Annotated in this window: 15 protein-coding genes; 4 read left to right on the forward strand and 11 right to left on the reverse strand. The window is 68.5% G+C overall.

Annotated elements, in window-relative coordinates; genetic code table 11:
* Positions 1-26: 26 nt before the first annotated feature.
* Entirely contained in the window at positions 27-1442 is a 1416-nt protein-coding gene (gene purB, locus VV02_RS25450; protein ID WP_052596245.1) for an adenylosuccinate lyase, read from the forward strand.
* On the opposite strand, the gene VV02_RS25455 is transcribed toward purB, so the two are convergent.
* Positions 1424-1909, reverse strand: coding sequence for a hypothetical protein (locus VV02_RS25455; RefSeq protein WP_052596247.1), 486 nt, complete (start codon positions 1907-1909; stop codon positions 1424-1426). The genes purB and VV02_RS25455 overlap by 19 nt on opposite strands.
* Positions 1910-2038: 129 nt before the next feature.
* Here VV02_RS25455 and VV02_RS25460 point away from each other — a divergent pair, with 129 nt between their 5' ends.
* Positions 2039-2428, forward strand: a complete 390-nt coding sequence (locus tag VV02_RS25460; RefSeq protein WP_052596249.1) for a guanyl-specific ribonuclease — start codon at positions 2039-2041, stop codon at positions 2426-2428.
* A 98-nt stretch (positions 2429-2526) separates the two neighbouring features.
* On the opposite strand, the gene VV02_RS25465 is transcribed toward VV02_RS25460, so the two are convergent.
* Together VV02_RS25465 and VV02_RS25470 are read right to left on the reverse strand one after the other, a co-directional pair.
* On the reverse strand, positions 2527-3711 hold the full coding sequence (locus tag VV02_RS25465) for a hypothetical protein (protein WP_052596251.1): 1185 nt from the start codon (positions 3709-3711) through the stop codon (positions 2527-2529).
* Entirely contained in the window at positions 3708-4253 is a 546-nt protein-coding gene (locus VV02_RS25470; protein ID WP_245633237.1) for a SigE family RNA polymerase sigma factor, read from the reverse strand. Before VV02_RS25470 ends, VV02_RS25465 begins: the two co-directional genes overlap by 4 nt.
* A gap of 193 nt (positions 4254-4446) precedes the next feature.
* Here VV02_RS25470 and VV02_RS25475 point away from each other — a divergent pair, with 193 nt between their 5' ends.
* Positions 4447-5088: a class I SAM-dependent methyltransferase gene (locus VV02_RS25475; RefSeq protein WP_052596255.1), complete on the forward strand. Its 642-nt coding sequence runs from the start codon at positions 4447-4449 to the stop codon at positions 5086-5088.
* A 137-nt stretch (positions 5089-5225) separates the two neighbouring features.
* Here the strand turns inward: VV02_RS25475 and VV02_RS25480 are convergent, their stop codons facing one another.
* Both VV02_RS25480 and VV02_RS25485 read right to left on the reverse strand, forming a co-directional pair.
* Complete coding sequence (locus VV02_RS25480) at positions 5226-5879, reverse strand: VOC family protein (RefSeq protein WP_052596257.1); 654 nt, start codon at positions 5877-5879, stop codon at positions 5226-5228.
* 92 nt (positions 5880-5971) lie between these two features.
* Positions 5972-6781, reverse strand: a complete 810-nt coding sequence (locus tag VV02_RS25485) for a TrmH family RNA methyltransferase (protein ID WP_052596258.1) — start codon at positions 6779-6781, stop codon at positions 5972-5974.
* Positions 6782-6826: 45 nt separating this feature from the next.
* Between VV02_RS25485 and VV02_RS25490 the strand changes: the two genes are divergently transcribed.
* Positions 6827-7171: a hypothetical protein gene (locus VV02_RS25490; protein ID WP_052596260.1), complete on the forward strand. Its 345-nt coding sequence runs from the start codon at positions 6827-6829 to the stop codon at positions 7169-7171.
* A 7-nt stretch (positions 7172-7178) separates the two neighbouring features.
* On the opposite strand, the gene VV02_RS25495 is transcribed toward VV02_RS25490, so the two are convergent.
* The 6 genes from VV02_RS25495 to VV02_RS25520 form a co-directional block, all read right to left on the reverse strand.
* Complete coding sequence (locus tag VV02_RS25495; RefSeq protein WP_052596262.1) at positions 7179-7961, reverse strand: HAD family hydrolase; 783 nt, start codon at positions 7959-7961, stop codon at positions 7179-7181.
* Between the two features lie 149 nt (positions 7962-8110).
* A complete protein-coding gene (locus VV02_RS26860) occupies positions 8111-9028 on the reverse strand; it encodes a hypothetical protein (RefSeq protein WP_052596264.1) in 918 nt (305 codons plus the stop codon).
* Positions 9029-9120: 92 nt separating this feature from the next.
* Positions 9121-10350 (reverse strand): ABC transporter permease, encoded by a 1230-nt coding sequence (locus VV02_RS25505; protein ID WP_052596266.1) that lies wholly within the window; start codon positions 10348-10350, stop codon positions 9121-9123.
* 58 nt (positions 10351-10408) lie between these two features.
* On the reverse strand, positions 10409-11287 hold the full coding sequence (locus VV02_RS25510) for an ABC transporter ATP-binding protein (RefSeq protein WP_052596268.1): 879 nt from the start codon (positions 11285-11287) through the stop codon (positions 10409-10411).
* A gap of 90 nt (positions 11288-11377) precedes the next feature.
* Positions 11378-12067: a response regulator gene (locus tag VV02_RS25515; protein WP_052596269.1), complete on the reverse strand. Its 690-nt coding sequence runs from the start codon at positions 12065-12067 to the stop codon at positions 11378-11380.
* Entirely contained in the window at positions 12064-13362 is a 1299-nt protein-coding gene (locus VV02_RS25520; RefSeq protein ID WP_083450429.1) for a sensor histidine kinase, read from the reverse strand. Before VV02_RS25520 ends, VV02_RS25515 begins: the two co-directional genes overlap by 4 nt.
* Positions 13363-13401 lie beyond the last annotated feature (39 nt).

Raw genomic sequence — 13401 nt, forward strand, 5'->3', positions numbered from 1 at the left:
GCGGGGCTGACCGGGACAATGGGCCCATGCGTTCTCTTGCCGACGTCCAGCCGCAGATCGCCCTCGGGGCCCTCGACGGGCGCTACCGCCCAGTGGTGGCACCTCTGGTCGACCACCTTTCCGAGGCGGCGCTCAACCGCGAGCGGGTGCACGTCGAGGTCGAGTGGCTGATTCACCTGACCGACCAGGGCGTCGTCCCGGACGTGCGGCGTCTGACTGCGGACGAGCAGGCACAGCTGCGCGCCGTGGTCGAGGAGTTCGGGCCTGACGAGATCGCCGAGCTCGCTCAGATCGAGCGCGAGACGGTGCACGACGTCAAGGCGGTCGAGTACTTCCTGAAGCGTCGGCTGGAGCGCATCGTCGGCGCTGACGCTGCCGGCCTCGGCGAGCTGATCCACTTCGGCTGCACCAGCGAGGACATCAACAACACCTCGTACGCCCTCATGGTCAAGGGTGCGGTCGAGCAGGTCTGGCTGCCCAAGGCCCAGGCGCTGGTCGAGCAGGTGAGCGGTATGGCACGTGAGCTGCGCGACGTACCCATGCTCGCCCACACCCACGGTCAGCCGGCGACGCCCACCACCATGGGCAAGGAGCTCGCCGTGCTGACCTACCGGCTGCGGCGCCAGCTGCGGCGAATCGGCCAGCAGGACTACCTCGGCAAGCTCAACGGCGCGACCGGCACCTACGGCGCCCACAGTGCCGCGCTCCCCAGTGTCGAGTGGCCCGAGGTGTCGCGCGGCTTCATCGAGGGGCCGCTCGGCCTCACCTGGAACCCGCTGACCACCCAGATCGAGTCGCACGACTGGCAGGCCGAGCTGTACGCCGACATGGCGCGCTTCAACCGGATCCTGCACAACCTGTGCACCGACGTCTGGTCCTACATCTCGCTCGGCTACTTCGCGCAGGTGCGCGGTCAGGGCACCGTCGGCTCGTCGACGATGCCGCACAAGGTCAACCCGATCCGCTTCGAGAACGCCGAGGCCAACCTCGAGGTGTCGAACGCGCTGCTGGACGTGCTCGCCTCGACGCTGGTGACCAGCCGGCTGCAGCGCGATCTCACTGACTCCTCGATGCAGCGCAACATCGGTACGGCTTTCGGCCACTCGCTGCTCGCGCTCGACAACGCATCGCGCGGGCTGGCCGGTCTGGACGCGGTGCCGACCGCTATGGCCGCCGACCTCGAGTCCAACTGGGAGGTGCTCGGCGAGCCCATCCAGTCAGCGATGAGAGCGCTTGGCGCACAAGGGGTTTCGGGCATGGAGCAGCCTTACGAGCGCCTCAAGGAGCTCACCCGCGGGCGACGCATCACCGGCGACGACCTGCGCGAGTTCGTCCAGGGACTCGGCCTGCCCGCCGACGTCGAGAAGCGCTTCGTCGAGATGACGCCCCAGTCGTACGTCGGTCTCGCGCCCTCGCTGGTCGACTACCTCGACCGCGACTGACGCTTCCGGGCCGCAAAGACCAGCCCGGCGAGGGACGGCAGCCCCGCGAGGGTCCATGGCACAACCGCAAGGTAGGTCGGCACGAGGAGTATGACGTCCAGGCCGCAGAACGACTCTCGTCGATCCGCGCAGAAGACCCGCTCGTACGGCTCCAGGGCAAGGACGATGACGAGCGGGGTCGTGAGCACCAGGAGTCCAGCCGTGAGTACGACTGCGGTCATGGCGCGCACCTGCCGTGGCGAGGATCCGCCCAGCTCAGCAAGCGGCTGCCAGTTGAGATACAGGAGCCAGAGGCACGCCACAGGGCTCGCGAGCGCCGCTGCCTGAGCGGCCAACTCGCCGAGCAGCCCGATCTGGTACCCCACGAACGCGCCCCGCACACCGAGTCCGGCCAGGACGCCGGTCAGGCACAGAGCGGCTGTGGCACGCCACGTGACCGAGCTGAGCGAGCGAGGCGTCGTGGACATGCCTCGATGGTCCGGAACGGCGGGCCTTAGGGCATCCGTGGAACTACGTGGATCACCACGCGAATCGGTTGACGGTGTCATGACCGGGCGGCCACCCGTTGGTCGCTGAGAGTCGGCAGCCTCGAAGTCATGACCACACTGACTGGCCGAACCGGCCGCCTGCTGTCCGTCATCGCCCTTGCCGCCGGCCTCACCCTCGCCGGCGAGGCCTCTGCGCAGGCGGCGCTGCCCTCCTGCGCACTGTCGTCACTCCCAGCGGAGGCGACAACCACGGCCAACCTGATCAAGGCAGGCGGGCCGTTCCCCTACGACCAGGACGGGCAGGTCTTCCAGAACCGGGAAGGCATCCTGCCCGCGCAGCCCGCCAGCTACTACCACGAGTACACCGTCAAGACTCCCGGCTCCCCAGACCGCGGCGCCCGCCGCATCGTCACTGGTGGCACCCCGCTCACCAGCCCGCCGAACTGGTACTACACGGGCGACCACTACGCATCGTTCTGCAAGGTCACCGGCGTCTGAGCAATCCACCTTCGAAGGACCCCGGCACCGTATGGCTTACCGCGCGCTTGATCGCTCGGTAAGCCATACGGCGTGAACCGGTCTGGCGTAGCTGCGGCCTACTGCGGCTGGTCGACGCCGGAGACCCAGGTGGACTTGGTCGTACCGCTCACACTGGCCGAGACCTGCACCGAGACGGACGACGGCAGCGGCTCTCCCGAGGGCGCCGAGGCGCCGATCGAGGGCATCGTCACCGCGAACAGTCCGGTCCGGGCCCTGTTCGTCTTCAGGTCCGAGCTGACGTCCTGGCCGAAGACCTTGCCGGTCACGGTGAAGTTGTCCTTGGCGATACCCACGATCGGACTGAGCCCGACCGCGAGTCGACCGATACCGGCCTTCTGAGCCGACATGATCGTCACCGGATCTGTGACCGGCGTGCTCACCTGACCGGACACCGTGTCCAGCTGGACCGTTCGGGTGTCAGTGCTCAGCAGCGCCTGGCCTCCACTCGGCCGTTCGACCACGAGCATCCGTGGCGCGTCCGCCGTACGGTTCGTCGGGAGCGCAACTGCTGCGTCCTGCCCGGGGTCAGCACGCCAGAGCACACCGGCGGGCGTCCCTTGCGCCGAGCGCAGAGCCGCCTGATCCGGCCAGATGAAGGTGAATCCACCCGCCGTCACCTGCTGTGCCTTGACGCTGGGCTTCCCAGGTCCCAGGAAGATCTTGCCCTGCAGGTCCTGCCCGGGTCGGCCCGCGACGACGTAGAACGGCATGTCGCCGAAGCGCCCCGCGGACACCTTGCCCTCGCCCGCCGGCGCCGGCACGGTCGTACGGAGAGGTTGGTCGTCCGCGCGCTTGCCGACCGGGCTCAGCGTGAGCATCAGCTGCTCGGGTGAGGTCTCCAGGACCTTGGTGTCCAGATGTGCGGACCGGCCGTCGGCGAGCTTCAGCATCGCGCCGGCGATCAGTCCACCTCCAGGCATCCCTGTGCTTCCGGGCATCGTCGCTCCTCCTGACGCCTCGGGCGTCGACTGCGCACGTCCGCTGGCCGCGGTCGCGTCCGCACCCGCGACTGTCGTGTTGTCGGTGCCCGAGTCCGGGCGCAGGGCCAGTCCAACAGGTACCGCAACGGCGACGGCTGCCGCTGCCGCGACTGCCGCGCCAACCTGACGGAACCGCGTGCTGCGACGGCGTACGGTCCGCTCACCTTGGTAGATCACCTCGGCGGTGTCCACGGTCAGCTCCTTCGGAGGCTCCTCGTCATGCAGCGCCTCGCGCAACTGGTTCTCGAAGTCTGTGGTCATGCCTGCCTCCTTCGGCGGTCATCCAGATCGGTCACGGCAGCGGGTTCGCCCTCGGTCTCGGCCTCGACGACCGACCTGAGCCGCGCCAGGCCACGGGACGCGGCCGACTTCACGGCGCCCGTGCTGATGCCGAGCATGTCCGCGACGGCGGACTCGGGCAGATCGGCGTAGTAGCGGAGCACCACCACCGTGCGTTGCTGCGTGGGCAGCATGCTGAGCAGTCGAACCACTTCGTGCCGGTCCTCGACCGCCTTGAGCCCGGAGTCCGTGACGCGCGGCTCGGGGACCTCGTCCACCAGAGCCTCGCGACGCGTACGCCGCCACGTGTCCGTGCCGTGGTTGACCATGATGCGGCGGGCGTACGCCAGCGCCTCCGGCCTTCGCACCTTGGGCCAGACGACGTACGTCTTCACGAGCGCCGCCTGCACCAGCTCTCGCGATGCGTCGACCTGTCCGGTCAGCAACCACGCCGTGCGCAGCAACGACGGGCTCGCCTGTTCGACGAACTCCTCGAAGTCCGCGCGCTGGTCTCGTCCCATCACCTTCGGCAACGTTCCTCCTCCGACTTCCGACCCTGCTGGACGAGACTCCTCCTCCGGCCAAGGTCGCAGGCTCCCTCGGTCCGGCATTGTCGTCGCGTCAACCCGCTGTCACCGTGAACTACGCGGCTTTGACCCGAAAGGTTGCCACGACAACGCAGTCGATCGAGATGGGCAGTCGGACTACCTTCGGAGCATGACCGAGCCGCACGAGCAGGTCGAGCGCATTCGCGCGGGTTACAACGCGCTGTCTCGCGCCTACCGCGGCGATGTCGCCGACGGTCCGACCCAGAGTCAGTACGCCGGATGGCTGGGCTGGGTGCGCGACCACACGCCTGAGGGCGGGCATGTCGTCGACCTCGGCTGCGGCAACGGCATCCCGGCGTCGAAGTGGTTGGTGGACAACGGTTTTCGCGTGACCGGTGTGGACGTGTCCGACGAGATGATCGAGCGCGCTCACACGCTGGTGCCGGGCGCGACGTTCGTGCGCGCCGACCTGACCGATCCTGCCGAGTTCGACCTGGAGGACGCGTCGATCGATGCGGCCATCTCGCTGTACGCCCTCATCCACATCCCGTTGGAGTGCCAGCGCGGCGTCATCGGCCGGATCGCGCGATGGCTACGCCCGGGTGGCCTGCTGGTCGCCACGGTCGGCCACACCGCGTGGCAGGGTCGTGAGCAGGGCTGGCTGGGCGGCAGCGTCGAGATGTGGTGGAGCCATCCGGACGCCTCGACCTACCGCGACTGGCTCGAAGAGGCCGGCCTGGAGGTCGTGCACGAGGAGTTCGTCCCCGAGGGCAGCAGCGGGCACCAGCTGATGATCGCCCGCCGCGCCTGACACTGTCCGCCCTGCCCACGCATCGCGGCGGTTTGCGATCGCAACATGACCCGCAAAGTCGAAGGTGCCTCCCCTCGTGGGGAGGCACCTTCGAAGAAGCGAGTCACTTTGCGCGCGCAAAGCAGCGACCCAAAACGTCAGATGGTGACTTCGCCACCCAGGGTGGTGAAGGTGACGGACAGCAGACCAGGGGTGCCGTGCGGTGCGGCGAAGTCGAAGTCGACCTGCGGCTCCCACTCTTCACGGTCCACGCCGGGCTCGCCCGTCAGGCCCAGCCACTCGCGTACGCGGACCGGTGAACCGGCAATCTGCATGGCTACCAGGTCGACTGACGCGCGGCCGTCGTGCGAGGGGTGCTGCTCGTCGTCGTCCCACTGGATGAAGAACGGCACCTGCGGGTCCGACATCAAGCCCTTGACGCCCAGCTGCTTCCAGGTGACCTCGACGCCGTCAGGGCGGTGCCGGTTGCCGGGCACTGCCTCACGTCCGACCAGCCGCTCGGCGGCGGCGATGTCGAGGACCTCGACGACCCAGCCCAGCCAACCGCCACCGGACTCGGAGCAGGCCTTGACGGCCTGACCGAACGGGGCCTTGTCGGAGGCGGGGTGCTCCAGCGGCTCGACGATCTCGATGAAGCGGTGCCTGGAGAGCGGGATCAGGGAGTTACGTGTCCCGAAGCGGGGGTGTAGGCCCCCGTCGACCACGTCCACCCCGAGCTGCTCTCCCAGACGCTTGGAAGTAGCGACGAGGCCGTCCGGCTCAGCTGCGTACACGACATGGTCAATGCGCATGTCTGTCATCGTGCCACGCACCTGACCAGTTCCTGAAAACGGGTCGGTCGACTCGACTTCAGTGCACCGTTCGTGGTACTGAGCCGGCCGCGTCAGGGGCGGGAGCGCTGGCGGACGGCTTCGTAGAGCAGGATCGCGGCCGAGGTCGCGACGTTGAGCGAGTTGACCTGGCCCGCCATCGGGATGCGGACGCGGTGGGTCGCAGCGTCCAGGACGGCGTCGGTCAGGCCGTACTTCTCGGTGCCGACGGCGATCGCGACGGGGCCGGTCAGGTCGACGTCGGTGTGCAGGGTGTCGGTGTCGGGCGTGGCCGCAAGCAGGGGTACGCCGGAGCTCGCCAGCCAGGCCAGCGTCGCCTCGGTCGGTGCGCTGGCGACCGGGACGGAGAAGACCGTGCCCTTGCTGCTGCGGACCACGTTGGGGTTGCCCCAGTCGGTCACCGGGTCGGCCGCGATGACGGCGTCGACACCGGCCGCATCAGCCGTGCGCAGCATCGCGCCCAGGTTGCCCGGCTTCTCAACTCCCTCGGCCACCAGAAGGAGCGGATCCTTAGGCAGGTCAAGGTCATTCGGCCCTCGGTCGATGCCGGGTACGACCGCCAGGAAACCGTCGGGACCCTCGCGGTAGGCGACCTTCTCGAAGGCCGTCCGGGAGAGGCGTACGGTCTCTCCGCCGAGGCCGGCGACCCGGCGTACGACCTCGAGCTGGGTCGACGCGTCGAGCATCAGATCGGGGCACGTGAAGAGCGTGCGGGGCACGACGCCGGCATCGAGTGCGAGTGCGAGCTCCTCATAGCCCTCGAGCAGGGTGAGGCGCTGATCCTCGCGAGTCCGGCGACGGCGCAGCGCGACCAGAGCCTTCAGGCGCGGGTTGGACGGGGAGGTGATGACGAGCTCAGACATGGCGGTCACAGCATTCCCCAAGGGAGGCAAGGTCACAATGGCGGCATGGCTCGCAAGCGCACTCGTACAGTCGTCGCCCCCGTGGCGGCCGCGGCGGCGCACCAGGCAACCCTCGACGCCCTTGTGGAAGTCATGGGCAAGCCCGGATCGGTGCACGTCATGGGCGACACCATCACGGCACACAGCAAGGTGTCGTGGCGGTCCTGGGGAGAGGTCGTCACGGTGACGATCCGGCCCGACCACAGCGGTTCCCGGCTGGTCATCACCAGCACGTCGGTGCTCCCGACTCAGGTGGTCGACATGGGCAAGCACAACAAGAACTTGGACAGTCTGCTCACGGTCCTCGGTGGACGGCTCGGAGTGCCCGTCCACGAGGTCTCCCGCACCTGAAAATCGTTCAGGGGGCGATGGTCCGGAGCACCTGGGCGAGACCGTCGTCATCGACGGTGCCGGTGACCTCGTTGGCGATCTCCTGCACCTCGACCGGCGCCTGCCCCATCGCCACGCCACGGGCCGCCCACTGGAGCATCTCGACGTCGTTGCGCTGGTCACCGACCGCGACCGTGTCGCTCGGCTCCACACCCAGGCGACGGCGTACGAGCTCCAGGGCTGAGCCCTTCGACACACCTTCGGGGTTGATGTCGAGCCACGCCGTGAAGCCCACGGAGTAGTTGACCCCGTGCAGGCCGATCCGCTCGGTCAGCTCCATGAAGTCCTCGGCGCTGCTGTTGGGCGACCGGAACGTCACGCGCGTCGCCGGGTGCGCCGTCAGCTCATCCCACGACACGACTCGCTGGTCGCCCATGAGCTCGCCGTCCGGGAACGGCGCGCTGACCTTGAAGCCCACGCCGACCTCCTCGACCGCGACGACCGCGTCCGGCCAGGCGCCGCGCAGCAGGTCGAGTGCGGGCCTGGGGTCGAAGGTGACGGTCTCGAGGATCTCGTATCCGTCGGGCTTGCCGGGGTCTAGCTCGATGGTGATCGCGCCGTTGGAGCAGATCGCGAATCCCGTTGACAGTCCGAGCTTTTCAGCGATGGGGGTCGTGGCGATCACCGATCGTCCGGTGGCCAGGACAACGTGATGTCCCGCCGCCGCAACGGCCAGCACGCTGTCGCGCACCGCGTCCGTGAGGTGACCGTCGTGGTGCACGGTGGTGCCGTCGATGTCCAGGGCGATCATCAGAGCCACAGCAGCAGCCTAGGTGGGGTACGTCGTTGACGGGCCGGCGGCGTACGCGCGCACGACGAAGCGGGCGTACGCAGGCCGCCGCGCTGGGCAGCACGAAGGCCCACCGGCGGACCGGTGGGCCTTCGGACGAACGGACGTGCTCAGTCGCGCTTGGCGAGGGTGACTGCGGAGATGGCGATCATCGCCAGTCCGGCCACGATCACCAGCCACAGACCCCAGCCGGCCGACACCTCGACCGTGCTGCCCTGTGCCTGCGACTTGATGTCGTCGCCGTTGCTCTGCAGGTCGAAGTAGTCGTATATCCCGATACCGGTGACGATCAGACCGCCGAGGATCCCGACGATCGAGGCCGGCAGCTTGATCTTGCCGAGCGCCAGCAGTGCGCCGAAGACGCCGACGATCAGGGCGACGATGAGCGTGACCCAGCCGTCCTTGGTGTCGTCGTCGCCGGCGATCTGGTCGGTGCCCTGCTTGTCGATGTTGGCCTGGATCAGCGGGTTGTCGCTGTGCGCGCTGACCTTGCCGATACCGGTGACCGAGATGTCGACCGACTGGCCCTCACCGCTCACCGAGACCACGCCCCACTTGCCGATCGAGCCGATGATCGCCAGCACGGCGACCGCCAGCAGGACCCAACCGAGGATCTTGCCAATGCTGTTGGCCGCCTGGGCGACCGGTGCGGAGCCGTGTGCTCCGTAGCCCTGCGGCTGACCGTAACCAGGCTGCTGGCCGTACGCCGGCTGCTGGCCCTGGCCGTAGCCCGGCTGCTGCCCGTAGGGCGGCTGACCCTGGCCCGGCTGCTGTCCATAGGACGGCTGACCCTGACCTGGCTGTTGACCGTAGGACGGCTGACCCTGGCCCGGCTGCTGACCGTAGGACGGCTGACCCTGACCTGGCTGCTGTCCGTATGAAGGCTGTCCGTACGACGGCTGACCCTGGCCCGGCTGCTGACCGTAGGACGGCTGACCCTGGCCCGGCTGCTGGCCGCCGTGGCCCGGCTGGCCGTGACCCGGCTGCCCCTGGCCGTAAGGCGGCTGACCGCCCGGCGTGCTGCTCATGATTCCCTCCGCGATGGTGTGATATCTCCCCGCGGCAACGTACACGTCATGAGGGCACGAGAACAGGAAAGCCCCAGGGAATGACAGGGCTGTCAGTCCTCGACGTGCAGCGCCTGCCGCATGGTGAGCCGCTTCTGGGTCTGCATCAAGGAGCGACGGTAGATCCGCTCGGCGATCACGACCACGCCGTACGCGACCGCGGCCATCAGCGCGAGCGAGACCAACGGCTCCCACCAGCTGGCTGTCCCGGCCACGACCCGCCCCGGCATCGCGACGATCGACACGATCGGGACGTACGACGCGATCACCTGCGCGGTGCCACTGGCGAAGATCCCCGCGAACAGCACGATCATCAGCAGCATCGACAGCGGCGTCGACGTCGACTGGAGGTCCTCGCTGCGAGTCGCGAGGGACCCCGCGACGGCCCAAAGCGCTGCCAGCGCAAGGAATCCGACGACGAAGAACACCACGAACCAGCCGGCCGCCCCTGCGACCGCAGCGATGTCGTCACCTCGTCCCATCGCCGACATTCCGGCGAGCCCCGCACCGACGAACAAAGCCAGCTGGGAGAAGGCGAGCGTGGTGCTGCCGACGACCTTGCCGACCAGCAGCTGCCGCAACGGAATTGCGCTCGCAAGGATCTCAACGATGCGGTTCTGCTTCTCCTCGACCACGCTCTGCGCGATCGCCATCCCGAACAGGATCGAGGACAGGTAGAACAAGAACGCGAACACGAATCCGGAGACCTTGGCGGTGGCCTCGTCGGTGGCATTCGGTTGCAGCAGGTCGTAGGTCACGCTGCTGCCCCGCTGGAGCTCTTCGACCGTTGTGCCGGCCGCGGCAGCGTTGCGCTGCACCGCAATCTGGGCGGCCGAGGTCTGGACGTACGCCGCCACGTCCGTGTCCTTGTCGGTGTCACCGACGAGTCGCCAGCCCCCGGAGGTGGGCACCAGGCCGACATCGGCCTTGCCGTCACGGACCTGCTGCTCGACCGCCTGCTGGTCGGCGACCACGTGGGGCTTGAGCGTGACGTCGCTGTCCTGGGCGTCAGCGGCACGCTGTGCGCCCTGGAGCACCTGGGTCGAACCCTGCCCCGCGATCGCGATGTCGACCGTCGAGCCGCGGCTGCCGAGCCACCCGCTCACCAGCATCGAGGCGATGATCGCGAAGAGCGTCACACCGGTAGAGATGAGGAAGTTGCGGTCGCGCAGCTTTACCGCGATCTCGCGGCTGGCGACGATGCGCCAGGCGCCGGTGACCGGTCCGCGGGTGGAGGTCGTGGCGGCGGTCGTCGCGGTCGAGTCCTGCTGGGTGGTGCTCATGCGGGGTCCCCGCGAAGTATTCGGAGGAGCGAAGCGGGGGAGAAACTTCGTGGGGTGTTCATGCCGTCACCTTCCGGTAGACGTCGGCGATGGACGGCGTGACTTCGGCGAGCTCCCGGACGCTGCCGCGGCGTAGAGCCTCTGCGAGCACCTGGTCGGTCGTGACCGGCCCGAGCTCGAGCAGCGCGCTCGGTCCGTCGACGTCGACCACGGTGACGCCGGCGAGCCCCCTGACCCAGCCGGCGTCGTACGACAGCACGAGGCGGTGGCGGACGCTGCCGCCTGTCCTCAGCTCGGCAGCCGTGCCCCGCGCGACGACCTTGCCGCGGCTCAGGATCACCAGGCTGTCGGACAGCCGCTCGACGAGATCGAGCTGATGCGAGGAGAAGAGCACCGGCACACCGCGAAGGGTGTGCTCGCGCAGCATGTCCACCATCGAGTCGACCGCTGCCGGATCGAGCCCGGAGAACGGTTCGTCCAGGATCAGGACGTCGGGCTCACCGATGACCGCCGCCGCGATCTGCACGCGTTGCTGGTTGCCGAGCGACAGCGACTCGAGCTTGTCGCCGACACGGGAGCCGAGGTCGAAACGTTCGAGCAGTCCCGTTGCCGCCGAACGAGCCTGAGCGGCCGAACGCCCTTGCAGGCGTGCGAGATAGACGAGCTGGTCGAGGACCGGCTGCTTCGGGTAGAGACCGCGTTCCTCAGGCATGTAGCCGAATCCTCGGCGGTCCGTGGCGCTCACCTGATGGCCGCGCCAGCGGACCTCACCTCCGTGCGCGGCGAGGACGCCCATGATCATCCGCATCGTGGTGGTCTTGCCGGCACCGTTGCCGCCGACGAACCCCGTCAGCTGCCCGTCGGGCACCTCGAACGAGATGGCGTCGACGGCGACGTTGTCGCCGAATCGCCTGGTGAGCTGGTCGATCTCGAGCACGTGAGTGCACCTTCCGTGAGGGCTTGCCGCTCACGCTAGATGCGTCGTACGCCGACCGGATCCGTCACGCGGCGGACTGTGCCTCGGCGGTCACTCCCCCGGGAGGATGAGCCCGGTCTCATAGGCGAGCACGACGGCCTGCACCCGGTCACGGAGGTGCAGCTTGGACAGGCAGGCCGAGACGTGCGACTTCACCGTGGCTTCGCCGAGGTAAAGCTCGCCGGCGATCTCCGCGTTGGACAGCCCGCGACCAATCAGGAGCAGCACCTCGCGCTCACGCGCGGTGAGTCGCTCGAGCCGCGAGTCCTCTTGAGTAGCAGGGTGACTCGTGGCTCCACCGCTCATCTGCGAAATCACTCGTCGAGTCACTTCCGGCGCGAGCAGCGCGTGGCCGTGACCCACCGCGCGGATCGCATCTGCCAGGTCGTCGGGGTCGGTGTTCTTGAGCAGGTAGCCGCTCGCTCCCGCGCGCAGGCCGTCGAACAGGTAGTCGTCACGGTCGAACGTCGTCAGCATGATCACCTTGCCGAGGTCCTCCTCGACGATCTGGGCGGTCGCGGCGATGCCATCCATGACGGGCATCTGGACGTCCATGAGGATCACGTCGGGTCGGGTCGATCTGGCCAGCCGGACGGCCTCCTGCCCGTCCGCCGCCTCACCGACGACCTCGATGTCTTCCTCGACGCCCAGCATCATGGCGAACCCGCTGCGGACGAGCCGCTGGTCATCGACAATCAGCACCTTTAGACGCGAAAGTCCTTCTGCCGCAACGTGACTCATGACTTCGTGGCTCCCAGTGGCAGGCGGATCCGGACGCGGTAGCCGCCGTTGGCGCGTGGTCCGATCTCACCGACTCCGTTGTGTGCGCTGACCCGCTCGCGCATGCCGACGAGACCGAGCCCAGAACCGGTCGTGCCCTGACGCGGGCGGCCGTCGTCCAGGACCTCGACCTCGGCGTAGCAGCCGCTGTCGTGCTGGAGGCCGCGCAGCACCACGCTGGCCGAGTCGGCAGTCGAGTGGCGCCGCACATTGGACAGCGCCTCCTGCACGGCCCGATAGAGCGAGAGGCCGACACCCGGCGGCATCTCATCCAGGAGCCCCGGACGGTCCTCGACCACGTCGTAGGTGACCGCCAGTCCGCCTGCGCGGACCTCGTCGATGAGTGGTGCGATGTCCGCGGAGGTGGGCTCCGGCGTACGGCCGGTCTCGTCCTCGCGACGCAGCGTGCCGAGCAGTGACCGCATCTCGCTCACGGCTTCTCGTGCGGAGCTCTCGATCTGGAGCAGCATCCCGGCGGTCGCTTCGGGCTTACGGTCCAACGTCTTGCGGGCGGCGCCCGCCTGGACTCCCATCACCGCGACGTGATGCGCCACGACGTCGTGCAGCTCACGAGCGATCCGCAGCCGCTCGTCCAGGACCGCCTGCTGCCGCAGGTCCTGCGACTGGCCCTCGATCGTCTCGGCCTGGCGCTCCACCTCGGCCTGCTGTCGGGCGTCCCGCCAGGCCGTCTGGCCGGTGACAACGGCGCCTCCGAAGAAGACGATGTTGAGCATCACCGAGTAGATGATGGTCGCCAGCTCCGGACTCATCAGCCCTACGGGGTGGGGCGGGACCAGCTTGAGCGAGTCGCCCCAGATGAACTGCCAGGTGATCCAGCCGAACATGAACACCACCATGGCGCCCGTCACCTCGAGCGCTCGGGTGCGAGGTGCGCCCCAGGCCATCGCGGAGTAGAAGCCGAGCAGGTAGAGCACCTGAGGGATGAACAGCGACATGACCATCGGCATCGTGACACCGGTCGCAAACATCGCAGCCGCCGCGAGGACGACGGCGGTGAGCGGGAACCGGCGGCGCCAGATGATGACGAGCGCGGTCGACGCGAGCGCGAGGTACTGCCCCCAGACCGGCGCCTTAGTGGTCTCGAGCAGCGCCATGCTGCGCGCGGTCTCGAGCCCGATGACCGCGAGCGCCAGGAACGCGAGCGCGGCCAGCACGTCCTGCCTCAGCCAGCTCTCGGGCAGGGGGCGACGCCACGTGTCACCCAGCGCGAAGAAGCGCACCCACCGTTGTCGCACGTCGACCAGGGTAGATCGGTGCCGTCGCGGGGGCCTCCG

The organism is Luteipulveratus mongoliensis (assembly GCF_001190945.1).
Classification (GTDB): Bacteria; Actinomycetota; Actinomycetes; order Actinomycetales; family Dermatophilaceae; genus Luteipulveratus; species Luteipulveratus mongoliensis.

Bases quoted from the DNA above. Each gene is read 5' to 3' on its own strand.
- VV02_RS25475 (WP_052596255.1), top strand. From the start codon at position 4,447: ATGACCGAGCCGCACGAGCAGGTCGAGCGCATTCGCGCGGGTTACAAC.
- VV02_RS25495 (WP_052596262.1), bottom strand. From the start codon at position 7,961: ATGATCGCCCTGGACATCGACGGCACCACCGTGCACCACGACGGTCAC.
- VV02_RS25515 (WP_052596269.1), bottom strand. From the start codon at position 12,067: ATGAGTCACGTTGCGGCAGAAGGACTTTCGCGTCTAAAGGTGCTGATT.
- VV02_RS25455 (WP_052596247.1), bottom strand. From the start codon at position 1,909: ATGTCCACGACGCCTCGCTCGCTCAGCTCGGTCACGTGGCGTGCCACA.
- VV02_RS25480 (WP_052596257.1), bottom strand. From the start codon at position 5,879: ATGCGCATTGACCATGTCGTGTACGCAGCTGAGCCGGACGGCCTCGTC.
- purB (WP_052596245.1), top strand. From the start codon at position 27: ATGCGTTCTCTTGCCGACGTCCAGCCGCAGATCGCCCTCGGGGCCCTC.
- VV02_RS25460 (WP_052596249.1), top strand. From the start codon at position 2,039: ATGACCACACTGACTGGCCGAACCGGCCGCCTGCTGTCCGTCATCGCC.
- VV02_RS25485 (WP_052596258.1), bottom strand. From the start codon at position 6,781: ATGTCTGAGCTCGTCATCACCTCCCCGTCCAACCCGCGCCTGAAGGCT.
- VV02_RS25505 (WP_052596266.1), bottom strand. From the start codon at position 10,350: ATGAGCACCACCCAGCAGGACTCGACCGCGACGACCGCCGCCACGACC.
- VV02_RS26860 (WP_052596264.1), bottom strand. From the start codon at position 9,028: ATGAGCAGCACGCCGGGCGGTCAGCCGCCTTACGGCCAGGGGCAGCCG.
- VV02_RS25490 (WP_052596260.1), top strand. From the start codon at position 6,827: ATGGCTCGCAAGCGCACTCGTACAGTCGTCGCCCCCGTGGCGGCCGCG.
- VV02_RS25465 (WP_052596251.1), bottom strand. From the start codon at position 3,711: ATGACCACAGACTTCGAGAACCAGTTGCGCGAGGCGCTGCATGACGAG.